A 20424-nucleotide genomic window follows, 5' to 3' on the forward strand; every position below is an offset into this window, starting at 1 on the left:
GTGAGGCATGCTGGAGGTATCAGAAGTGCGAATGCTGACATAAGTAACGATAAAGCGGGTGAAAAGCCCGCTCGCCGGAAGACCAAGGGTTCCTGTTCAACGTTAATCGGAGCAGGGTGAGTCGACCCCTAAGGCGAGGCCGAAAGGCGTAGTCGATGGGAAACAGGTTAATATTCCTGTACTCGGTGTTACTGCGAAGGGGGGACGGAGAAGGCTATATCAGCCGGGCGACGGTTGTCCCGGTTTAAGCGTGTAGGCGGAGGGTCCAGGTAAATCCGGACTCTTTTAACGCTGAGGCGTGACGACGAGGCACTACGGTGCTGAAGTGATAAATGCCCTGCTTCCAGGAAAAGCCTCTAAGCATCAGGTAACACAGAATCGTACCCCAAACCGACACAGGTGGTCAGGTAGAGAATACCAAGGCGCTTGAGAGAACTCGGGTGAAGGAACTAGGCAAAATGGTGCCGTAACTTCGGGAGAAGGCACGCTGGCGCGTAGGTGAAGGGACTTGCTCCCGGAGCTGAAGCCAGTCGAAGATACCAGCTGGCTGCAACTGTTTATTAAAAACACAGCACTGTGCAAACACGAAAGTGGACGTATACGGTGTGACGCCTGCCCGGTGCCGGAAGGTTAATTGATGGGGTTATCCGCAAGGAGAAGCTCTTGATCGAAGCCCCGGTAAACGGCGGCCGTAACTATAACGGTCCTAAGGTAGCGAAATTCCTTGTCGGGTAAGTTCCGACCTGCACGAATGGCGTAATGATGGCCAGGCTGTCTCCACCCGAGACTCAGTGAAATTGAACTCGCTGTGAAGATGCAGTGTACCCGCGGCAAGACGGAAAGACCCCGTGAACCTTTACTACAGCTTGACACTGAACATTGAGCCTTGATGTGTAGGATAGGTGGGAGGCTTTGAAGCGCGGACGCCAGTCTGCGTGGAGCCATCCTTGAAATACCACCCTTTAATGTTTGATGTTCTAACGTGGCCCCGTGATCCGGGGTGCGGACAGTGTCTGGTGGGTAGTTTGACTGGGGCGGTCTCCTCCCAAAGAGTAACGGAGGAGCACGAAGGTCAGCTAATCACGGTCGGACATCGTGAGGTTAGTGCAATGGCATAAGCTGGCTTGACTGCGAGAGTGACGGCTCGAGCAGGTGCGAAAGCAGGTCATAGTGATCCGGTGGTTCTGAATGGAAGGGCCATCGCTCAACGGATAAAAGGTACTCCGGGGATAACAGGCTGATACCGCCCAAGAGTTCATATCGACGGCGGTGTTTGGCACCTCGATGTCGGCTCATCACATCCTGGGGCTGAAGTAGGTCCCAAGGGTACGGCTGTTCGCCGTTTAAAGTGGTACGCGAGCTGGGTTTAGAACGTCGTGAGACAGTTCGGTCCCTATCTGCCGTGGGCGCTGGAGAATTGAGGGGGGTTGCTCCTAGTACGAGAGGACCGGAGTGAACGCACCACTGGTGTTCGGGTTGTCATGCCAATGGCACTGCCCGGTAGCTAAGTGCGGAAAAGATAAGTGCTGAAAGCATCTAAGCACGAAACTTGCCCCGAGATGAGTTCTCCCTGACCCCTTGAGGGTCCTGAAGGGACGTTGAAGACGACGACGTTGATAGGCCGGGTGTGTAAGCGCAGCGATGCGTTGAGCTAACCGGTACTAATGACCCGTGAGGCTTAACCTTACAACGCCAGAGGCGTTTTTGAGAGACACGATTTTCAGTTTGTGACGGATAAAGAATAAGCAGAAGCGAAGAATTTTTCGTTTCGTGCACCAAGATTTGCCTGGCGGCTTTAGCGCGGTGGTCCCACCTGACCCCATGCCGAACTCAGAAGTGAAACGCCGTAGCGCCGATGGTAGTGTGGGGCCTCCCCATGCGAGAGTAGGGAACTGCCAGGCATTATACAAGTGAAGAAGCCCCGCACCGACGTGCGGGGCTTTTTTACGTCTGCCGATCGTGAAAAATCGCAGTGTAATACCATCCTCAGCGGCTTTTCAGCCACTCAGCAATGAAATCTGTAACGCTGCCCGGACAATTTATATCCAGAACCGGTACGTTCAGCGCTAATTTCTGGTCAGTGGCAACCGCTATTGTCCGCGCATCGAGCAGCTCTTCGATCCCACCCTTAACTCCCTCGCGCCATAAAACAATCTTTGGAACAGGTTCATCTTTGAAGCCTTCGACCAGCACCACCTCAAGTAAAGCGTGATCCATGCGGCTGACCAGATAAGACAGATCAATCGACGGCTGATCCGGCGTTTCACACATCAGCGCCCAGCGTTCTGAACTGGCGACCATGACCTGACTGGCCCCCGCCTTTCTGAGCAGATAGCTATCTTTACCTGGGGTATCCACATCCATCTGATGATGGGTATGCTTGATCAACCCCGCGCGAATGCCTTTGCCACTGAGAAGCGGAATCACCTGCTGCAACAGCGTGGTTTTACCGGTTCCACTCCAGCCCACAATGGCAAGTAAGGGTAGTGACATATCAGGTTCTCTCTTTCAGATCGTCTGGCGTATTGATGTTGCGGAAGGCGGATTCATCATCATCCAGTGCGACCGCATGACCACCATGATCGCGCAGGAATTGCATGAGGCGCCGCTCTCCGGCCTGCAGATAGTCAAAAAGGGCTTTTGCCATGTCACGGTGAATCAGGGCGAGTGTAGGGTGATCGCGCGTCTGCGAGCGAACCCATACTGCGGGTGCTTCTCTGCGTTGATGGATCAGTTTTTCCACAAAGTTAAGAGGAATCGCCGGGGTATCGCAGGAGCAAAAAACCGCCCATTCTCCTTCTATGGCGATTAAGGCACTGTAGATGCCAGCCAGCGGGCCCGGGTAATCGTCAAAAACATCCTCTATAACGCGACACCCGCTTAGCTGATAGCGATCAATATTACGATTCGCATTAATCATGACAATGTCGACTTGTGGCCTGAGCCGCTCAAGAACATGCTGGTAAAGTGGTCTGCCGTCCAGCTGCACCAGCCCTTTATCCAGCCCCCCCATACGGCGGCCCTGACCACCCGCCAGAATGATGCCGGTTAATGCTGTCATGACGGTGCCCTCGCTGATTACGTACCTGGAGAAAACGAAATGAAATGCCATCGCCTGAATGAATTGCTGGAATTGCTGCAACCCGCCTGGCAAAAAGAGCCTGACCTTAATCTGGTCACATTTTTGCAGAAACTGGCTCAGGAATCTGGTTTCCGTGGCCCGTTAAGTGAATTAACGGACGATATATTAATTTACCATCTCAAAATGCGTGACTCAGCCAGCGATGATGCCATTCCGGGGCTGAAAAAAGATTATGAAGTCGATTTTAAAACGGCACTCCTCCGCGCGCGGGGTGTCATTAAACCGGACGAGTAGTGTTATCCTTGGCAGCTACATGCAAGGGCAACCACAGGTAACAGAATGAGCGACGCTGCTTTCAACTTCCAGACACTGAACCCCGACGTGCTGCTTGATGCGCTCTGGGGTACAGGAATCCGCGTCGAATCGGGACTGACAGCCCTGAACAGTTATGAGAACAGGGTCTATCAGTTCAGCGATGATGAAAAACGTCGCTATGTCGCCAAATTCTATCGTCCACAGCGCTGGCGTGCCGAACAGATTGCGGAAGAGCATCAGTATGCTCTCGATCTGCTGGCTGACGAGGTCCCTGTTGCTGCACCGCTGCGGCTTCAGGGCGAGACGTTGCACAGGCATGCGGGCTTTTTCTTTGCGCTCTTTCCCAGTCTGGGCGGGCGGCAATATGAGACCGACAACGAAGATCAGATGGAGTGGGTAGGTCGTTTTCTGGGGCGTCTTCATCAGACCGGTCGCAAAGCACTGTTCAGTCACCGGCCAGTCATGGGACTGGATGAGTATCTGCACGAACCTCGTCAGGTGCTGGAGCAGGCTCAGCTGGTTCCTGATTCACTGAAAGCCATGCTGCTACAGGCGGTTGATAAGCTGGGAGAGGCGCTGCAGCAGCACTGGCATACCGGATGGCAGCCGCTACGATTACATGGTGACTGCCATCCGGGAAATATTCTGTGGCGCGATGGACCGCTGTTTGTCGATCTGGATGACGCCCGTAATGGCCCGGCGGTGCAGGATCTCTGGATGCTGATCAGCGGCGATCGACAGGAACAGCGTATTCAGTGGGATATCCTGCTGGAGGCTTACGGTGAATTCAGTGATTTTGATATTAATGAATTGTCACTGATTGAACCTTTACGCGCGATGCGCATGGTTTATTATCTGGCCTGGGTCGTCAGACGCTGGCAGGATCCCGCTTTTCCGCGTGCGTTTCCCTGGATGACAGATGAAGATTTCTGGCGCAGGCAAATTTCGCTATTCACCGAGCAGGAGAAGCTGTTGCAGGAACCTCCTCTGCAGCTGACACCGCAATATTAATGACGTAGTCAGGAGAGTGTTTCACGATGAAAAAGATTTGGTTTGCACTGATGGGTTTAGTGCTGGCATTCAGCGCGTCTGCTGCCCAGTTCACAGAAGGTAAACAATATGTCAGTCTGCAGAAACCCGTGGCCGGCGAACCTCAGGTGATGGAGTTCTTCTCGTTTTTCTGCCCGCACTGCTATCAGTTTGAACGCATTTATCACGTTAATGACGCGGTTAAAAAGAACCTGCCTGCTGACACCAAACTGGTGAAATATCACGTCGATTTCCTCGGCGGTGATCTCGGGCCGGTCGTAACTCAGGCCTGGGCGGTAGCGATGGCGCTGGGTGTGGAAGACAAGGTTACGGCACCGATCTTCGACGGCATTCAGAAAACGCAGACCATTACCGATCCTGCCAGTCTGAAAGAGGCCTTTATTCAGGCGGCCGGGATCTCCTCTTCTGATTACGATGCGGCCTGGAACAGCTTCGCAGTTAAAGCCTTAGTTGCCCAGCAGCAGAAAGCGGCGGCTGATGTCGATCTGCGTGGTGTGCCTGCGATGTTCGTTAATGGCAAATACATGGTGAACAATGGCGGGCTGGATACCAGCTCTATGGATAATTTCGTTGCAGACTATGCCAACGTCGTTAAATTCCTGGTAAGCCAGAAGTAATCAGCCTTCTGCACTCGTGAAACGCCAGCGCCTGCTGGCGTTTTTTTTATGCTTCTTAATTGCGCGACGGTTTTGTCCATCTCCAGGGCATAAATTTAATATCCACACAAGGGATCACGCTATTGAAAATGACGATCACGTCACGGTAATTGATAAAGCATATGAAAAATAAGCATTTTATTTGCTCATAAATTGCCTGATCGCCTGAGGGATCGCGCGTTATCATTTTTACGCACAAAGTTATCCACAACCCGATCGTTGCGATCCTGCCTCCGGAAATGTGAAAAAACGTCCACGCGGCACGCCTTAGTTCACCATTTCTGCCAGGTTGTGGCATCCTTATAGTCCAACTCACAGCAACGAAGACTACACAGACTTATGGCGCAAATTGCAGAAAATCCCCTGATTCTGGTTGATGGCTCATCCTATCTTTATCGCGCGTATCACGCGTTTCCGCCGCTGACCAACAGTGCAGGTGAACCGACTGGCGCCATGTACGGCGTGCTCAACATGCTGAAAAGCCTGCTGGCACAGTACAATCCGAGTCACGTTGCTGTGGTGTTCGATGCCAAAGGCAAAACCTTCAGAGACGAACTGTTCGAGCATTACAAATCTCACCGCCCCCCAATGCCGGACGATCTGCGCGCGCAGATCGAGCCGCTGCATGAGATGGTACGGGCGATGGGGCTGCCGTTGCTGGCGGTGAGCGGTGTGGAAGCGGACGATGTGATCGGTACGCTGGCGCTGGAGGCTGAAAAGAAGGGCCGTTCAGTGCTGATCAGCACGGGCGATAAAGATATGGCGCAGCTGGTTTCGCCAGGGATTACGCTGATTAACACCATGACCAATACCATTCTCGGGCCGGAAGAGGTCGAGCAGAAATATGGTGTCCCTCCCGCGCTGATTATCGACTTCCTTGCCATGATGGGCGACAGCTCAGATAACATTCCCGGCGTACCGGGCGTGGGTGAGAAAACCGCACAGGCGCTGCTGCAGGGGCTGGGCAGCATGCAGACGATCTATGACAACCTGGATAAAGTGGCCGATCTCTCGTTTCGCGGTGCCAAAACGATGGCGACCAAACTTGAGCAGAATCGTGAGGTGGCCTTCCTCTCGTATCAGCTGGCGACCATCAAAACCGACGTTGAGCTGGCACAGCCCTGTGAAGAGCTGACGGTGACCGATCCCGATATTGAGGCACTGCAGTCTCTGTTCAGCCGTTATGAGTTCAAACGCTGGCTGAGCGATCTGCAGGACGGTAAATGGCTGCAGGGGAAAAAGAGCAATACGCAGGCGCAAAAAGCCCTGTCCGATGAGCCGGCACCCGTGGTGGAAACCAGCAGCGTATTGCCAACCGATAATTACGTGACCATTCTGGATCAGGCTCTCTTTGATAGCTGGCTGGAGAAGCTGAAAAACAGCGACGTCTTTGCCTTTGATCTGGAGACCGATGCGCTTGATACCCTGAGTGCAAATATTGTCGGCATCAGCTTCGCGGTGGCGCCCGGTGAAGCGGCTTATCTGCCGGTTGCCCATGACTATCTTGATGCGCCTGAGCAGCTGGATCGCGCCGCCGTTCTGGCGCAGCTTAAGCCCCTGCTGGAAGATGCCAGTGCCTGGAAAGTGGGTCAGAACCTGAAATACGATCGCGGCGTCCTCAGGAACTACGACATTGAACTGGCCGGTATCCGGTTTGACACCATGCTGGAGTCATACATCCTCAATAGCGTGGTGGGCAAACACGATATGGATAGCCTGGCTGCTCGCTGGCTTAAACATAAAACGGTCACTTTCCAGGAGATTGCCGGTAAAGGTAAAAATCAGCTGACGTTCAATCAGATCGCGTTAGAGCAGGCAGCCCACTATGCTGCCGAAGATGCCGATGTCACGCTGCAGCTGCATCTGAAGATGTGGCCTGAGCTGGAGAAAGAAGCGGGCCCGAGAAACGTCTTTGAGCAGATTGAGATGCCATTGCTGACGGTCATCTCCCGGATAGAGCGCAATGGCGTCTTGATCGACCAGGCTATTCTGGCGCAACACTCGAAAGAGCTGACTGCCCGACTGGCTGAGCTGGAGTCGAAAGCGCATGAGCTGGCAGGCGAGCCCTTCAACCTCTCCTCCACGAAACAACTTCAGGTGATTCTGTTTGAAAAACAGGGCATCAAACCCACGAAGAAAACACCGGGTGGGGCACCGTCAACCAGCGAAGAGGTGTTAGCCGAACTGGCGCTCGATTATCCGCTGCCTAAAGTGATCCTGGAGCATCGCGGCCTGTCGAAACTGAAATCGACCTATACGGATAAGCTGCCGCAGATGATCAATCCGCTGAGCGGACGGGTGCATACCTCCTATCATCAGGCCGTTACCGCCACCGGACGCTTGTCCTCTGCCGATCCTAACCTGCAGAACATCCCGGTGCGTAATGACGAGGGACGCCGAATCCGTCAGGCCTTTATTGCCGATAAAGGTTATCGCATCGTGGCGGCCGACTACTCCCAGATTGAACTGCGTATCATGGCGCATCTCTCTCAGGATAAAGGCTTACTGGACGCCTTTGCCCAGGGTGAGGATATTCACCGTGCCACGGCATCGGAAGTGTTTGGTGTCGCGCTGGATAAGGTGAGTGGAGAACAGCGTCGCAGCGCCAAAGCGATTAACTTTGGTCTGATTTATGGCATGAGTGCCTTTGGCCTGTCACGTCAGCTCAACATCGGTGCAGGTGAAGCGAAAAAGTACATGGACCTCTACTTTGAACGCTATCCGGGCGTACTGCGCTATATGGAGAACACCCGGCAGCTGGCGGCGAATAAAGGCTATGTTGAAACGCTGGAAGGGCGCCGGCTCTGGCTGCCGGATATTAAATCCAGCAATGCGATTCGCCGCAAAGCTGCAGAGCGTGCCGCCATCAATGCGCCAATGCAGGGAACGGCAGCAGACATCATCAAACGCGCGATGATTGCCGTGGATGAGTGGCTTCAGCAGCAGAATGACAGCGCAGTAAGAATGATCATGCAGGTTCACGATGAACTGGTGTTCGAAGTGAAATCGGAGGCGGTGGAAGCGGCCAGCCAGAAAATCCGTGCGTTAATGGAAGGCAGTGTGAAGCTCGACGTACCGTTACTGGTTGAAGTCGGCGTCGGTGACAACTGGGACGAAGCACACTGATTACCGCCTCCGGGCCGGTTCTGTCGCACAAAACTGGCCCTGATTCAGGCATAAGTAATTCGTTTAGTTGAGCGGTCAGCTGTAACCGGGCGACACCGGGAGCGAAAGCGCGTTTCTAACTGCTTATCGGCTAAACATTTTTTTCGTCATTAAACTACATCACAACGCTATTTTTGTGACGGGTATGGTAAAAAAAGTCCTGTTTTGATGTAAGTAAGCAACAAAAAAGCCTTTGTCAGGCACAAAAAATCAGGTAAAGTTCGTCGCGTAGGGTACAGAGGTAAGATGTTCTATCTTTCAGACCTTTTACTTCACGTAATCGGATTTGGCTGAATTTAGCCGCCCCAGTCATTCTGTGACTGGGGCGTTTTTTATTGGGGTTTTTGTTACCGCAGTGTCAGCGGATCAGCGATGCTGCTCACGCGTCCCCGTGCTGATCCTCAGTCGCCTCATCAGGCATCGCATACCAGCTGTCCAGTTTCTGACGAACCTTATCCACGCCGATTTTCTTCAGCGATGAGAAGAGCTCTACCTGGATATCGCCGCCGAAGCTAAGCGCCGCCTCACGCACGACGTTGAGCTGGACTTTGCGGGCACCGGAAGCGAGTTTATCGGCTTTGGTGAGCAGCAGCAGAACCGGAATTGCGCTTTCCACCGACCACTGAATCATCTGGCGGTCGAGATCTTTCAGCGGATGACGAATGTCCATCAATACGACCAGCCCCTTCAGCGCCTGACGCTTTTGCAGGTACTCGCCTAACGCACGCTGCCACTTCAGCTTCATCTCTTCCGGCACTTCGGCATAACCGTAGCCTGGCAGGTCGACCAGACGCTTCCCTTCTTTAACTTCAAACAGGTTGATCAGCTGGGTACGTCCCGGTGTTTTACTGGTGCGCGCCAGGCCTTTCTGATTGGTTAACGTGTTCAGCGCACTCGATTTTCCCGCGTTCGAGCGGCCAGCAAAAGCCACCTCAATTCCGGTATCGGCAGGCAGATGACGGATATCCGGCGCGCTCATGACAAAGTGGGTAACGTGATAATTCAATTCAGACAAGGTAACACTCCAGAAAACGCATTAGGGCAATGGCGGCGATTATACGCGTTATGGCGCGAAAGTGCTCAATCGCGTCGTGATAACAGTCCATGTAAGAGATTGACCATTCGCGCTGCGGGTTATGTCGATTTTTACGCAGATTTCTGAAAATAAAATCATCATAATTTCAATTGGTTAATAAGTTTTGCTCTTTTTTTAAGCCAACTATTGGTGGCGCTGACTTGAGGCTTTTACCAGTTGGTCTACATTATTGTGCAGTGAATGGCAGCACACATCAGGATGATGCGCTCAGGGATGTCAGGATGGCAATGAGCGATGGAATGGAACAGGTCAGGGATATGGCCAGACAGGGACAGGGAATAGCTCAGAAGTTGAGCAGGCGCGGGATTGACCGGGATGTTACGAGCCGAAAAGGATTTAAAACATGATTCCTTCTTGTGAAGGTATGAAATAAGGCGACAGCTTGAGCTGTCGCCTTTTTTCTTTGTCGGGTTTCTGCTAGATTTCGCCGCAATTCTATACTGAATAAAAAAGCCAGGACCGAATACTATGAAGCAACCTGCACGAGCTGCCCACGGCAAACCTGCCGTCAAAGCCAAACGCAAATCGCGTGACGAAATTAACCTCGAAGCGCGCGATCGCAAACGCGATAAAAAACATCGCGGACATGCATCTGGCAGCCGTGCTAATCCGGCGGCGTCGGACAGCAATGGCGCACGCCAGTCAGCCCCGGCAAAAGATCCGCGCATCGGGAGTAAGAAGCCGGTGGCCCTGATCGCCGATGGCAAAACCACCGCCGTCAGGCCACAGAAAAGTGCAGATAAACCGGCAGCCCCGAAGAAAGTGCGCCTGACGCCGGAAGAAGAGCTGGCGAAGCTGGAAAACGATGAGCGTCTGGATGCGCTGCTGGATCGCCTGGAAAATGGCGAAACGCTGTCGGCAGAAGATCAGGGCTGGCTGGATGCCTCGCTGGATCGCATCGACGAACTGATGGAGCAGTTAGGCATCGTGATGGACGATGGCGAAGATGAACAGGCAGAAGAGGATATGTACCGTCTGCTGAAGGGCAACTAAGCAAATTTGATCGGCATGCGAGTTCCGCATGCCGTGCTTCTCAGGTAAACGACAATGTTTTGGCCTGGATCAATTTTCGCGCTGCTGGCGACATGTTATCTGCTGTGGTTATTGTTTAAACTACGACGCCTGTCGCGTCTGAAGCAACGTTTACGTCGGGTCTCATCCCGCTCACCTTTCATCCCTTCTTCTTCGCGACCTTCTCTCAGACGACGTCACCGGAAGGAGTGAGCATGCCATCGCTGCAGATTGCCTGGGATCAGGCGTTAATTGAAAAGTACAATTACGCCGGGCCACGTTACACCTCCTATCCCACTGCGCTGGAGTTCAGCGAAGACTATACGGAAACCGATTTTCAGCATGCTGTGGCACGCTATCCCGGGCGTCCGCTGTCGCTTTACGTTCATATCCCTTTCTGCCACCGTCTCTGCTACTTCTGCGGCTGTAATAAGCAGGTGACGCGTCAGCGCCACAAAGCGGACCGCTATCTGGATGTGCTGGAGCAGGAGATTATTCAGCGCGCGCCGCTGTTCCGCCAGCGCCGGGTGACACAGCTTCACTGGGGCGGCGGCACACCGACCTTTCTCAATAGGCAGCAGGTTTCGCGGCTGGTGGGCCTGCTGAAGCAACACTTCAATGTGACCGATGATGCCGAAATGTCGATCGAGGTCGATCCGCGGGAAATGGCGCTGGATATGATCGATCATCTCCGATCGCTGGGCTTTAATCGTCTCAGTATGGGCGTGCAGGACTTCAACAAAGCGGTGCAGGCGCGGGTTAACCGGGTGCAGGATGAGGAGGTGATCTTCAGTCTGATGGCCCGCGCTCGTGAACAGGGCTTCCGCTCAACCAGCATCGATCTGATCTACGGTTTACCTCTGCAGACGCCCGACAGCTTCGCCTGGACGCTGGAGCGGGTCGTGGCGCTGAATCCGGACCGTCTCAGCGTCTTCAACTATGCGCATCTGCCGGCGCTGTTTGCGGCACAGCGCAAAATCAAAGAGGATGAACTCCCCTCGGCCCGGCAGAAACTGGATATTCTGCAGCAGACCATCGCGACCCTAACGCAGCAGGGCTATCACTATATCGGCATGGATCACTTTGCGAAGCCGCAGGATGAGCTGGCTGTCGCGCAGCGCGACGGGAAGCTGCATCGCAATTTTCAGGGTTACACGACGCAGGGCGACAGCGACTTGCTGGGGCTGGGTGTCTCCGCCATCAGCATGGTGGGTGACAGCTATGCGCAGAACCAGAAAGACCTTAACAGCTGGTACAGCAGTGTGGAACAGCAGGGGAATGGCCTGTGGCGCGGCGTCGCCTTAACCCGCGATGACTGTCTGCGGCGGGACGTGATTAAAACACTGATTTGCCACTTTTCGCTCGATTTTGCCGCAACAGAGGCGCAGTGGGGAATCTGCTTTCATGACTACTTTGCTGAAGATCTGGCGCTGCTGAAACCCTTAATTGCCGACGGGCTGGTGGAGCAGACGACGACGGGGCTGGAAGTGAAGGGGATTGGCCGGTTGCTGGTCCGCAATATCTGCATGTGCTTTGATCGCTATCTGCGGCAGAAAGCCCGTCAGCAGCAGTTTTCGCGTGTGATCTAAAAAAACGGGCTGGCAGACCTCGCCAGCCCGAACTGAACCCCTATTCCATCCCCAGCTCTTTCAGCTTGCGCGTCAGGGTGTTGCGTCCCCATCCCAGCAGACGTGCGGCTTCCTGCTTGTGGCCCTGGGTATGGCGCAGCGCCGTAGTCAGCAGCGTCCGCTCCATCTCGGGCTGGGCTTCTGACAGCAGGTTCTGATGACCGGAACGCAGCGCGCGGTCGGCCCACTGAGCCAGCAGCGTAGCCCAGCTGTCAGGCAGTGACTGCACCGGGTTTTCCGGTGTGCTGGACTCAAACAGCTCGCCGGGCAGATCCTGAATCAGCACTTCCTGACCGGCCGCCATCACCGTCAGCCAGCGACAGGTGTTTTCCAGCTGGCGCACGTTACCTGACCAGTGCAGACGGGTCAGCGCCGTTTCGGTTTCCGGGTGCAGAATCTTCGCTTCTACCCCCAGCTCACGGGCCGCCACCTGCAGGAAATAACGCGCCAGACGCGGGATATCTTCACGACGCTCACGCAGCGGCGGCAGATGTACACGGATCACATTCAGGCGGTGGAACAGATCCTCACGGAACTTGCCTTCCTGCACGCGTAATTCCAGGTTCTGGTGGGTAGCCGCAATGATCCGCACATCCACTTTGACCGGCGCATAGCCACCGACGCGATAGAACTGACCATCGGCCAGCACGCGCAGCAGTCGGGTCTGCACATCCAGCGGCATGTCGCCAATCTCATCCAGAAACAGCGTGCCCCCATCGGCCTGCTCAAAACGGCCCTGACGGATCTGGTTTGCACCGGTAAAGGCGCCTTTCTCGTGACCGAACAGTTCTGACTCAATCAAATCTTTGGGGATCGCCGCCATATTCAGCGCGATAAACGGTGCCTTGGTGCGTGGGCTGTGCCGGTGCAGCGCATGGGCGACCAGCTCTTTACCGGTGCCCGACTCACCATTGATCAGGACGCTGATTGAGGAGCGCGACAACCGTCCGATGATGCGGAACACATCCTGCATCGCGGGTGCTTCCCCGATAATGTCGGTAGTCGGTCCGCTGACCGGCTGATTACGCGGCTGCTGCTGCTCCTGATAGTGACTGATGGCACGCTCTACCAGCGCAACCGCCTCATCAATATCGAACGGCTTAGGCAGGTAATCAAACGCCCCCTGCTGATAAGCGCTGACTGCGGCATCGAGATCGGAATGCGCCGTCATAATGATGACCGGCAGCATCGGATGACGCTGTTTAATCTGTTTCAGCAGCGCCAGTCCATCCATACCGGGCATGCGAATATCTGACAGTAAAACGTCCGGGGTTTTGGTTGAGAGGGCATCCAGCACCTCACCTGCGCTGTCAAACGTCGCACAGCTCAAACCGGCTCCAGTGAGCGCGCGTTCAAGCACCCAGCGGATGGAGCTATCGTCATCGACGATCCAGACTATCCCTCGTTGCATAGAAACCTCACTGGCGAATAGGCAGGTAGACCGAGAATTCGGTGTGACCCGGCCAACTGTTAAATTCTATTTTTCCTGAATGCTGATCAATCAGGCTACGGGCGATGGAGAGACCTAAACCGGTTCCGCCTTCACGTCCACTGACCATCGGATAGAAAAGCGTATCCTGCAGCTGGGCCGGAATACCGGGGCCATCATCTTCAATATCTATTCGTGCTACCAGGCGATAACGGGTGCCGTGCAGCGTCAGCTGAAAAGCCGTACGGGTGCGAATAACAATCGTCCCGCCGTCGTCGCCCAGCGCCTGAAGCGCATTGCGTACGACGTTAAGCAGCACCTGTTCAATCTGGTCAGGGTCGTGCGGCAGTTCCGGCAGGCTGGGATCGTAATCCCGCACCAGGGAGACATTCTCCGGCAGCTCCATCGACACCAGATTAACCACCCGCTCTGCCACCTGGTGAATGCTCTGGGTAATGTGCATCCCCGGCTGCTGTGGCCCTAACAGACGATCTACCAGATTCCGCAACCGGTCGGCCTGTTCAATAATGACCCTGGTATATTCATTCAGCGAGGGATCGGGCAGGGCGCGTGATAAAAGCTGTGCCGCGCCGCGCAATCCTCCCAGCGGATTCTTTATCTCATGGGCCAGGCCGCGAACCAGATCGCGTGCTGCCACCTGCTGGGCGTGCTGTAATTGCTCCTGACTGAGGCGACGCTGGTTATCCATCGGCGCCATTTCCATCAGAATTAAGCCATCGGGTAAACGCTGTGCGGTCAGCGACATAATATGTGCGCGACCATCGACTACCAGCGTGACCTCACTGTCAGTGAATCCCTGGCCAGCCTCAAGACTCTCGCGCATCACCTCAATATTCAGCGAAAAGTAGCCGGTTAAATCCGGTAACGGCGTGCCGAACAACTTGCGTGAGCTCTGCGCCAGTAATTGCTGCGCCGCCGGGTTGGCGTAATGAATAACCAGGTCGTTATCCACCAACAAAATACTGTTGATTAAAGCGTTGAGAATCTGCCCGGCGTCGGGCAGAGAGCCAGTTGCCATACAACGTTCCTCTGCACTAAATAGGTGCATTCTGGTGTTTAAGCCGAAAAGCGGGAGAATGAACGGTGAATTCGCGGAGAAAAAAGCCCATCCGAAGATGGGCTAAAAGTTTCCACGGCAACAAAAACGTCTGATCAGTTAAACGCTGTAGTACAGCTCGAACTCAACCGGGTGTGGCGTCATGCGAACGCGGTCCATCTCAGTTTTACGCAGTTCGATGTAAGCATCGATAGATTCATCAGTGAAGACACCACCGCGGGTCAGGAACTCGCGATCTTCGTTCAGTGCATTCAGCGCTTCTTCCAGCGAGCCTGCAACTTTTGGAATCTCAGCTTCTTCTTCCGGTGGCAGGTCGTACAGGTTTTTATCCATCGCATCGCCAGGGTGGATTTTGTTGATGATGCCATCAAGGCCAGCCATCAGCAGTGCGGTGAACGCCAGGTATGGGTTAGCCGCTGGATCCGGGAAGCGCGCTTCAATACGACGGGCTTTCGGGCTGGCCACTACCGGGATACGGATAGACGCAGAACGGTTACGGGCAGAGTAAGCCAGCATAACCGGTGCTTCGTAACCCGGAACCAGACGCTTGTAGGAGTTGGTGGTCGGGTTCGCCAGGGCGTTGATCGCTTTAGCGTGCTTGATGATACCGCCGATGTAGAACAGCGCCATTTCAGACAGGCCGCCGTACTTATCGCCCGCGAACAGGTTCTGGCCACCTTTAGAGAGTGACATGTGGCAGTGCATGCCTGAACCGTTGTCGCCAAACATTGGCTTCGGCATAAAGGTCGCTGTCTTACCGTAAGCGTGCGCGACGTTGTGAACGACATATTTGTAGATCTGAATTTCGTCAGCTTTTTTGGTCATGGTATTGAAGCGGGTCGCCACTTCGTTCTGGCCCGCAGTCGCCACTTCGTGGTGATGCGCTTCAACCACCAGACCCATCTGCTCCATGGTCAGACACATGGCAGAACGGATGTCCTGTGATGAGTCAACCGGTGGAACCGGGAAGTAGCCGCCTTTCAGACCTGGACGGTGACCTTTGTTACCGCCTTCGTACTCTTTACCGGTGTTCCATGCCGCTTCGATATCGTCGATAGCAACGTGTGAGCCGGAAGTCGATGAACCGAAACGGATGTCATCGAACAGGAAAAATTCAGGTTCTGGTCCAAACAGGACGGTATCGGCGATACCGGAAGAGCGCAGGAAATCTTCAGCGCGTTTGGCGATAGAACGTGGATCGCGGTCGTAGCCCTGCATGGTGCCTGGCTCGAGAATGTCACAACGGATGATCAGCGTAGAATCTTCGAAGAAAGGATCCATGACCGCCGTGGTAGCGTCAGGCATCAGCACCATGTCTGATTCGTTGATGCCTTTCCAGCCGCCGATAGACGAACCATCGAACATTTTGCCTTCTTCGAAGAAGTCAGCGTTAACCTGGTGAGCAGGGATCGTAACATGCTGTTCTTTACCTTTGGTATCGGTAAAACGCAGGTCAACAAACTTAACTTCATGCTCGTTCATCATCGAGAGAACGTGTTCAGCGGACATACTCAACTCTCCTGGAAATGGTCTTTCATTATCTACATGGCGAGGAAACGTCGTTTCCGGAGGGCGTGGCGGGAAAGGAAATTCCTGACCACTCTTTTCCGGCACGCTCTTCAACCGACATCTGACTGGCGTTTACGCTTGTTACAGATAAAGCGAATTCTGTGCCAACTTTTTTGATGTTGCTTAAATCGCCTTATGATGCACCTTTTTGTCGTAATGCGGCTGCACCACGATGGTTTTAGTGCACCATAACAGTGCTGAAGGTGAATTTACAGGCACCAATTTGGTGCATAGGACCAACTTAGTGCATTTTCTGCACCGGGAACAGTGCGAATTTGCGTCAATGCAATAATCTTTCAGTGAAAAGTGTGATCGTGTTCAGTCTTCCGCTTAATCCGTGTACAATAGCGCGCTATTTCTAATGCCTGAGGCAAAGCTGTGATCGAAAATTTGCGTAACATCGCCATCATCGCGCACGTTGACCATGGAAAGACCACCCTGGTTGACAAACTGCTGCAACAATCCGGTACTTTTGATGCCCGTACCGAAGCAACCGAGCGCGTGATGGACTCCAATGATTTGGAGAAAGAGCGTGGGATTACCATCCTCGCAAAAAACACCGCCATTAAGTGGAATGACTACCGTATCAACATCGTTGATACCCCAGGACACGCCGACTTCGGTGGTGAAGTTGAGCGCGTCATGTCCATGGTGGACTCGGTGCTGCTGGTTGTAGATGCGATGGATGGCCCTATGCCGCAAACCCGCTTCGTGACCAAAAAAGCGTTCGCGCATGGTCTGAAGCCGATTGTGGTTATCAACAAGGTAGACCGCCCGGGCGCACGTCCGGATTGGGTTGTGGATCAGGTGTTTGACCTGTTCGTTAACCTGGATGCGACTGATGAGCAGCTCGACTTCCCTATCATTTTCGCCTCTGCGCTGAATGGTATTGCAGGTCTTGACCACACCGACATGGCTGACGATATGACCCCGCTGTACCAGGCCATCGTTGACCACGTTTCACCTCCACAGGTTGAAGTTGAAGCGCCACTGCAGATGCAAATCTCGCAGCTGGACTACAACAACTACCTGGGCGTGATCGGCATCGGCCGCATCAAGCGCGGTAAAGTGAAGCCTAACCAGCAGGTCACTATCATCGATAGCGAAGGCAAAACCCGTAACGGTAAAGTCGGCAAAGTCCTGACTCACCTGGGTCTTGAGCGTATCGACAGCGATCTGGCTGAAGCGGGCGATATCATTGCTATCACCGGTCTGGGTGAGCTGAACATCTCTGACACCATCTGTGACACGCAGAATGTGGAAGCGCTGCCAGCCCTGAGCGTCGATGAACCTACCGTAACCATGTTCTTCAACGTCAACACCTCACCGTTCTGCGGTAAAGAAGGTAAGTACGTGACGTCGCGCCAGATTCTGGAGCGTCTGAACAAAGAACTGGTTCACAACGTGGCACTGCGCGTTGAAGAAACCGAAGACTCGGACGCATTCCGCGTTTCAGGTCGTGGTGAGCTGCACCTGTCTGTTCTGATCGAAAACATGCGTCGTGAAGGTTTCGAACTGGCGGTATCCCGTCCGAAAGTTATCTTCCGCGAATTCGAAGGCCGTAAACAGGAGCCATTCGAGAACGTCACGCTGGATATCGAAGAAACGCATCAGGGTTCCGTTATGCAAGCCATGGGCGAGCGTAAAGGCGACCTGAAAAACATGGACCCGGACGGTAAAGGCCGCGTACGTCTTGACTACGTGATCCCAAGCCGTGGTCTGATCGGCTTCCGTAACGAATTCATGACCATGACTTCCGGTACCGGTCTGCTTTACTCCACCTTCAGCCACTACGACGACATTCGTCAGGGCGAAGTGGGTCAGCGTCAGAACGGCGTCCTGATCTCTAACGGTCAGGGTAAAGCGGTTGCGTTCGCCCTGTTCGGTCTGCAGGATCGCGGTAAGCTGTTCCTGGGTCACGGTGCAGAAGTCTATGAAGGCCAGATCATCGGTATTCACAGCCGTTCTAACGACCTGACCGTGAACTGTCTGACCGGTAAGAAGCTGACCAACATGCGTGCTTCCGGTACAGATGAAGCCACCACCCTGGTTCCACCGCAGAAAATGACGCTGGAGCAGGCTATCGAGTTCATCGATGATGACGAACTGGTAGAAGTGACTCCGCTGTCAGTGCGTATCCGTAAACGCCATCTGACCGAAAACGACCGTAAACGTGCTTCACGTGGTCCTAAAGACGCGTAATCACGCTTTAGCGTAATAAAGAGCCCCGCCATGCGGGGCTTTTTTTTGCCTGCGATTCCGCGCCTGCCCGCCGGGCCAGCCAATTATTGTCTGCTGTGACACGCTTTTTGCCCACCCGCTGCCGTTTACGCTTTTCTCTCCGGTGCTGGCTGTTCAGCCTGCGTTTTTGCCGCTAGAGTGAATACTCCAGGGAACCGAAGGAGGCGCACCATGCTGTATATCTTTGATTTAGGCAATGTGATTATCGATATCGACTTTAACCGCGTGCTGGGCGTCTGGAGTGACCTTAGCCGTGTGCCGCTGGCCTCACTGCAAAGCCATTTCCGGATGGATGAGGCGTTCGAACAGCATGAACGCGGTGAGATCAGCGATGAAGATTTTGCGCTGGCCCTCTGCGAAAAGCTGGAGATCGCTCTCAGCTATGAACAGTTTGCCGCGGGCTGGCAGGCGGTGTTCGTTGACGTGCGTCCGGAAACGCTGGCGCTGATGAACCGGCTGCGGCTGGAGGGGCATCGGGTCGTGATCCTCTCTAATACCAATAAGCTGCACTGTGCCTTCTGGCCGACGCAGTACCCCGACGTGCAGCAGGCGGCCGACAAGCTCTACCTGTCACAGGAGCTGGGCATGCGGAAGCCGGAAGCCCGCATTTATCAGCATGTGCTGGATGCGGAAGGGGTAACGGCCGAGCAGGCGGTCTTTTTTGATGATAACGCAGAAAATATCGAGGCGGCCCGGGCGCTGGGTATCGAAAGCGTGCTGGTGACGGACAGCCGCACGGTTCCCGACTGGTTTGCAGGTCGACAGTAACGCATGAAGTCACGAACATTTCGTCCCGGGCTGCATGCCTTCTGGCTGTGGCTCAGGCTGCTGTGGAAACGTATTGACGAAGATGGCATGACAACCCAGGCGGGCAACCTGGCCTATGTCTCACTGCTGGCGCTGGTGCCGCTGATTGCGGTGGTGTTTGCGCTGTTTGCGGCGTTTCCGGTCTTCTCCGACATCAGCGTGCAGCTGAAGCAGTTTGTCTTCAACAACCTGATGCCCGCCGCAGGCAATACGCTGCAACGTTATCTTGAGCAGTTTGTGGCTAACGTCAACCGGATGACGGCGGTCGGGGCCGTCGGCCTGATTGTGACGGCCCTGCTGCTGATGCATTCGGTCGATACCGCGCTGAATACCATCTGGCGCAGCCACAAGAAGCGGCCGATGGTTTACTCTTTTGCGGTCTACTGGATGATCCTGACCCTCGGCCCGCTGCTGGCCGGTGCCAGCCTGGCGATCAGCTCCTATCTGCTGTCGCTGCGCTGGATTAATGCCACCGGGGTCACCAGCCTGGTTGATCAGATGCTGCGTATTTTTCCACTTCTGCTCTCGTGGCTCGCCTTCTGGCTGCTCTACAGTATTGTGCCCACCCAGCGCGTGCCGCCGCGTGATGCGCTGATTGGTGCACTGGTCGCCGGGGCGCTGTTTGAGCTGGGCAAAAAGGCCTTTGCGCTCTATGTTACGATGTTCCCCTCCTATCAGTTGATCTACGGTGTTCTGGCCGTGATCCCGATTCTGTTTCTCTGGGTCTACTGGACCTGGTGTATTGTGTTGCTGGGCGCTGAAATAACCGTGACGTTAGCCGACTACCGGCAGCTGAAACAGCAGCACAAAGATGAGCAACGCGAGGAAAGATGATTGCATTGATTCAGCGCGTAACGCGCGCCAGCGTCAGCGTCGATCAGGATGTGACCGGTGAAATTGGTGCCGGACTACTGGTCCTGCTGGGGGTGGAGAAGGGCGATGACAATGCGCGTGCGGAACGTCTCGCAGAACGCGTACTGGGCTATCGCATCTTTAGTGATGAGCAGGGCAAAATGAACCTGAGTCTCCGCCAGACGGGGGGAAGCGTGCTGGTGGTGTCACAGTTTACGCTGGCTGCTGACACGCAAAAAGGGATGCGCCCCTCCTTTTCTGGTGGCGCCGAGCCGGCTGAGGCTGAGCGTCTGTATGAGTACTTCAGCGACTGCTGTCGGCAGCAGGGCATTACCACGGCGAACGGCCGTTTCGCGGCAGATATGCAGGTTTCACTGGTGAATGATGGTCCGGTGACGTTCTGGTTACAGGTGTGAGATCGTCAGCTGAGCGGCAGGGAACAGGC

17 protein-coding genes and 2 rRNA genes are annotated in these 20424 nt (G+C 54.5%); 13 read left to right on the plus strand and 6 right to left on the minus strand.

The genetic code is table 11. The annotated features are described in order from the left end of the window. Positions 1-1686, plus strand: a 23S ribosomal RNA gene (locus FJW00_RS19840); the annotation flags it as partial. A gap of 99 nt (positions 1687-1785) precedes the next feature. After that, positions 1786-1901: ribosomal RNA gene (gene rrf / locus FJW00_RS19845) — 5S ribosomal RNA — on the plus strand. A gap of 85 nt (positions 1902-1986) precedes the next feature. Here the strand turns inward: rrf and mobB are convergent. Next, positions 1987-2493, minus strand: coding sequence for a molybdopterin-guanine dinucleotide biosynthesis protein MobB (gene mobB, locus FJW00_RS19850; protein WP_140925485.1), 507 nt, complete (start codon positions 2491-2493; stop codon positions 1987-1989). Between the two features lies 1 nt (position 2494). After that, a complete protein-coding gene (gene mobA / locus FJW00_RS19855; protein ID WP_058957391.1) occupies positions 2495-3061 on the minus strand; it encodes a molybdenum cofactor guanylyltransferase MobA in 567 nt (188 codons plus the stop codon). Between the two features lie 39 nt (positions 3062-3100). Here mobA and FJW00_RS19860 point away from each other — a divergent pair, with 39 nt between their 5' ends. The 5 genes from FJW00_RS19860 to spfP all read left to right on the plus strand — a co-directional run bounded on the left by FJW00_RS19860 (position 3101) and on the right by spfP (position 8562). Beyond that, on the plus strand, positions 3101-3376 hold the full coding sequence (locus FJW00_RS19860; protein ID WP_046100879.1) for a YihD family protein: 276 nt from the start codon (positions 3101-3103) through the stop codon (positions 3374-3376). A gap of 45 nt (positions 3377-3421) precedes the next feature. Then, a complete protein-coding gene (locus FJW00_RS19865; RefSeq protein ID WP_140029970.1) occupies positions 3422-4408 on the plus strand; it encodes a serine/threonine protein kinase in 987 nt (328 codons plus the stop codon). A gap of 26 nt (positions 4409-4434) precedes the next feature. Beyond that, the gene (gene dsbA / locus FJW00_RS19870) at positions 4435-5064 is read left to right on the plus strand and encodes a thiol:disulfide interchange protein DsbA (protein ID WP_009088168.1); all 630 of its coding nucleotides are present in this window, start codon (positions 4435-4437) and stop codon (positions 5062-5064) included. 378 nt (positions 5065-5442) lie between these two features. Beyond that, positions 5443-8229: a DNA polymerase I gene (gene polA / locus FJW00_RS19880; protein ID WP_140925487.1), complete on the plus strand. Its 2787-nt coding sequence runs from the start codon at positions 5443-5445 to the stop codon at positions 8227-8229. Between the two features lie 285 nt (positions 8230-8514). Then, positions 8515-8562, plus strand: a complete 48-nt coding sequence (spfP, locus tag FJW00_RS22830) for a small protein SpfP (RefSeq protein ID WP_071892919.1) — start codon at positions 8515-8517, stop codon at positions 8560-8562. 85 nt (positions 8563-8647) lie between these two features. Here the strand turns inward: spfP and yihA are convergent, their stop codons facing one another. Further along, the gene (yihA, locus tag FJW00_RS19885) at positions 8648-9283 is read right to left on the minus strand and encodes a ribosome biogenesis GTP-binding protein YihA/YsxC (RefSeq protein ID WP_140925488.1); all 636 of its coding nucleotides are present in this window, start codon (positions 9281-9283) and stop codon (positions 8648-8650) included. A 549-nt stretch (positions 9284-9832) separates the two neighbouring features. Here yihA and yihI point away from each other — a divergent pair. Both yihI and hemN read left to right on the plus strand, forming a co-directional pair. Further along, positions 9833-10357, plus strand: coding sequence for a Der GTPase-activating protein YihI (gene yihI, locus FJW00_RS19890; protein ID WP_009088161.1), 525 nt, complete (start codon positions 9833-9835; stop codon positions 10355-10357). 233 nt (positions 10358-10590) lie between these two features. Next, positions 10591-11964, plus strand: a complete 1374-nt coding sequence (hemN, locus tag FJW00_RS19895; RefSeq protein ID WP_140925489.1) for an oxygen-independent coproporphyrinogen III oxidase — start codon at positions 10591-10593, stop codon at positions 11962-11964. Positions 11965-12004: 40 nt separating this feature from the next. Here the strand turns inward: hemN and glnG are convergent, their stop codons facing one another. The 3 genes from glnG to glnA all read right to left on the minus strand — a co-directional run bounded on the left by glnG (position 12005) and on the right by glnA (position 16019). Next, the gene (gene glnG, locus FJW00_RS19900; protein WP_009088155.1) at positions 12005-13414 is read right to left on the minus strand and encodes a nitrogen regulation protein NR(I); all 1410 of its coding nucleotides are present in this window, start codon (positions 13412-13414) and stop codon (positions 12005-12007) included. A 7-nt stretch (positions 13415-13421) separates the two neighbouring features. Next, positions 13422-14471, minus strand: a complete 1050-nt coding sequence (glnL, locus tag FJW00_RS19905; protein ID WP_009088153.1) for a nitrogen regulation protein NR(II) — start codon at positions 14469-14471, stop codon at positions 13422-13424. A gap of 138 nt (positions 14472-14609) precedes the next feature. Beyond that, positions 14610-16019, minus strand: a complete 1410-nt coding sequence (gene glnA / locus FJW00_RS19910) for a glutamate--ammonia ligase (RefSeq protein ID WP_009088151.1) — start codon at positions 16017-16019, stop codon at positions 14610-14612. 438 nt (positions 16020-16457) lie between these two features. On the opposite strand from glnA, the gene typA reads away from it, so the two are divergent. The 4 genes from typA to dtd all read left to right on the plus strand — a co-directional run bounded on the left by typA (position 16458) and on the right by dtd (position 20395). Next, a complete protein-coding gene (gene typA / locus FJW00_RS19915; RefSeq protein WP_009088150.1) occupies positions 16458-18281 on the plus strand; it encodes a ribosome-dependent GTPase TypA in 1824 nt (607 codons plus the stop codon). 210 nt (positions 18282-18491) lie between these two features. Next, on the plus strand, positions 18492-19088 hold the full coding sequence (gene yihX, locus FJW00_RS19920) for a glucose-1-phosphatase (RefSeq protein WP_140029965.1): 597 nt from the start codon (positions 18492-18494) through the stop codon (positions 19086-19088). A gap of 3 nt (positions 19089-19091) precedes the next feature. Further along, complete coding sequence (locus FJW00_RS19925; RefSeq protein ID WP_009088146.1) at positions 19092-19961, plus strand: virulence factor BrkB family protein; 870 nt, start codon at positions 19092-19094, stop codon at positions 19959-19961. Then, a complete protein-coding gene (gene dtd / locus FJW00_RS19930; RefSeq protein WP_009088144.1) occupies positions 19958-20395 on the plus strand; it encodes a D-aminoacyl-tRNA deacylase in 438 nt (145 codons plus the stop codon). The genes FJW00_RS19925 and dtd overlap by 4 nt, the downstream gene beginning before the upstream one ends. Positions 20396-20424: the final 29 nt, after the last annotated feature.

It is taken from the genome of Pantoea anthophila, assembly GCF_006494375.1.
GTDB classification, from domain to species: domain Bacteria; phylum Pseudomonadota; class Gammaproteobacteria; order Enterobacterales; family Enterobacteriaceae; genus Pantoea; species Pantoea anthophila.

What these genes read in the sequence shown, in the direction of transcription:
- dsbA (WP_009088168.1), top strand. Translation starts at nt 4,435, where the DNA reads ATGAAAAAGATTTGGTTTGCACTGATGGGTTTAGTGCTGGCATTCAGC.
- yihX (WP_140029965.1), top strand. Translation starts at nt 18,492, where the DNA reads ATGCTGTATATCTTTGATTTAGGCAATGTGATTATCGATATCGACTTT.
- glnG (WP_009088155.1), bottom strand. Translation starts at nt 13,414, where the DNA reads ATGCAACGAGGGATAGTCTGGATCGTCGATGACGATAGCTCCATCCGC.
- polA (WP_140925487.1), top strand. Translation starts at nt 5,443, where the DNA reads ATGGCGCAAATTGCAGAAAATCCCCTGATTCTGGTTGATGGCTCATCC.
- dtd (WP_009088144.1), top strand. Translation starts at nt 19,958, where the DNA reads ATGATTGCATTGATTCAGCGCGTAACGCGCGCCAGCGTCAGCGTCGAT.
- mobB (WP_140925485.1), bottom strand. Translation starts at nt 2,493, where the DNA reads ATGTCACTACCCTTACTTGCCATTGTGGGCTGGAGTGGAACCGGTAAA.
- glnL (WP_009088153.1), bottom strand. Translation starts at nt 14,471, where the DNA reads ATGGCAACTGGCTCTCTGCCCGACGCCGGGCAGATTCTCAACGCTTTA.
- mobA (WP_058957391.1), bottom strand. Translation starts at nt 3,061, where the DNA reads ATGACAGCATTAACCGGCATCATTCTGGCGGGTGGTCAGGGCCGCCGT.
- FJW00_RS19865 (WP_140029970.1), top strand. Translation starts at nt 3,422, where the DNA reads ATGAGCGACGCTGCTTTCAACTTCCAGACACTGAACCCCGACGTGCTG.
- glnA (WP_009088151.1), bottom strand. Translation starts at nt 16,019, where the DNA reads ATGTCCGCTGAACACGTTCTCTCGATGATGAACGAGCATGAAGTTAAG.
- FJW00_RS19860 (WP_046100879.1), top strand. Translation starts at nt 3,101, where the DNA reads ATGAAATGCCATCGCCTGAATGAATTGCTGGAATTGCTGCAACCCGCC.
- yihI (WP_009088161.1), top strand. Translation starts at nt 9,833, where the DNA reads ATGAAGCAACCTGCACGAGCTGCCCACGGCAAACCTGCCGTCAAAGCC.
- hemN (WP_140925489.1), top strand. Translation starts at nt 10,591, where the DNA reads ATGCCATCGCTGCAGATTGCCTGGGATCAGGCGTTAATTGAAAAGTAC.
- FJW00_RS19925 (WP_009088146.1), top strand. Translation starts at nt 19,092, where the DNA reads ATGAAGTCACGAACATTTCGTCCCGGGCTGCATGCCTTCTGGCTGTGG.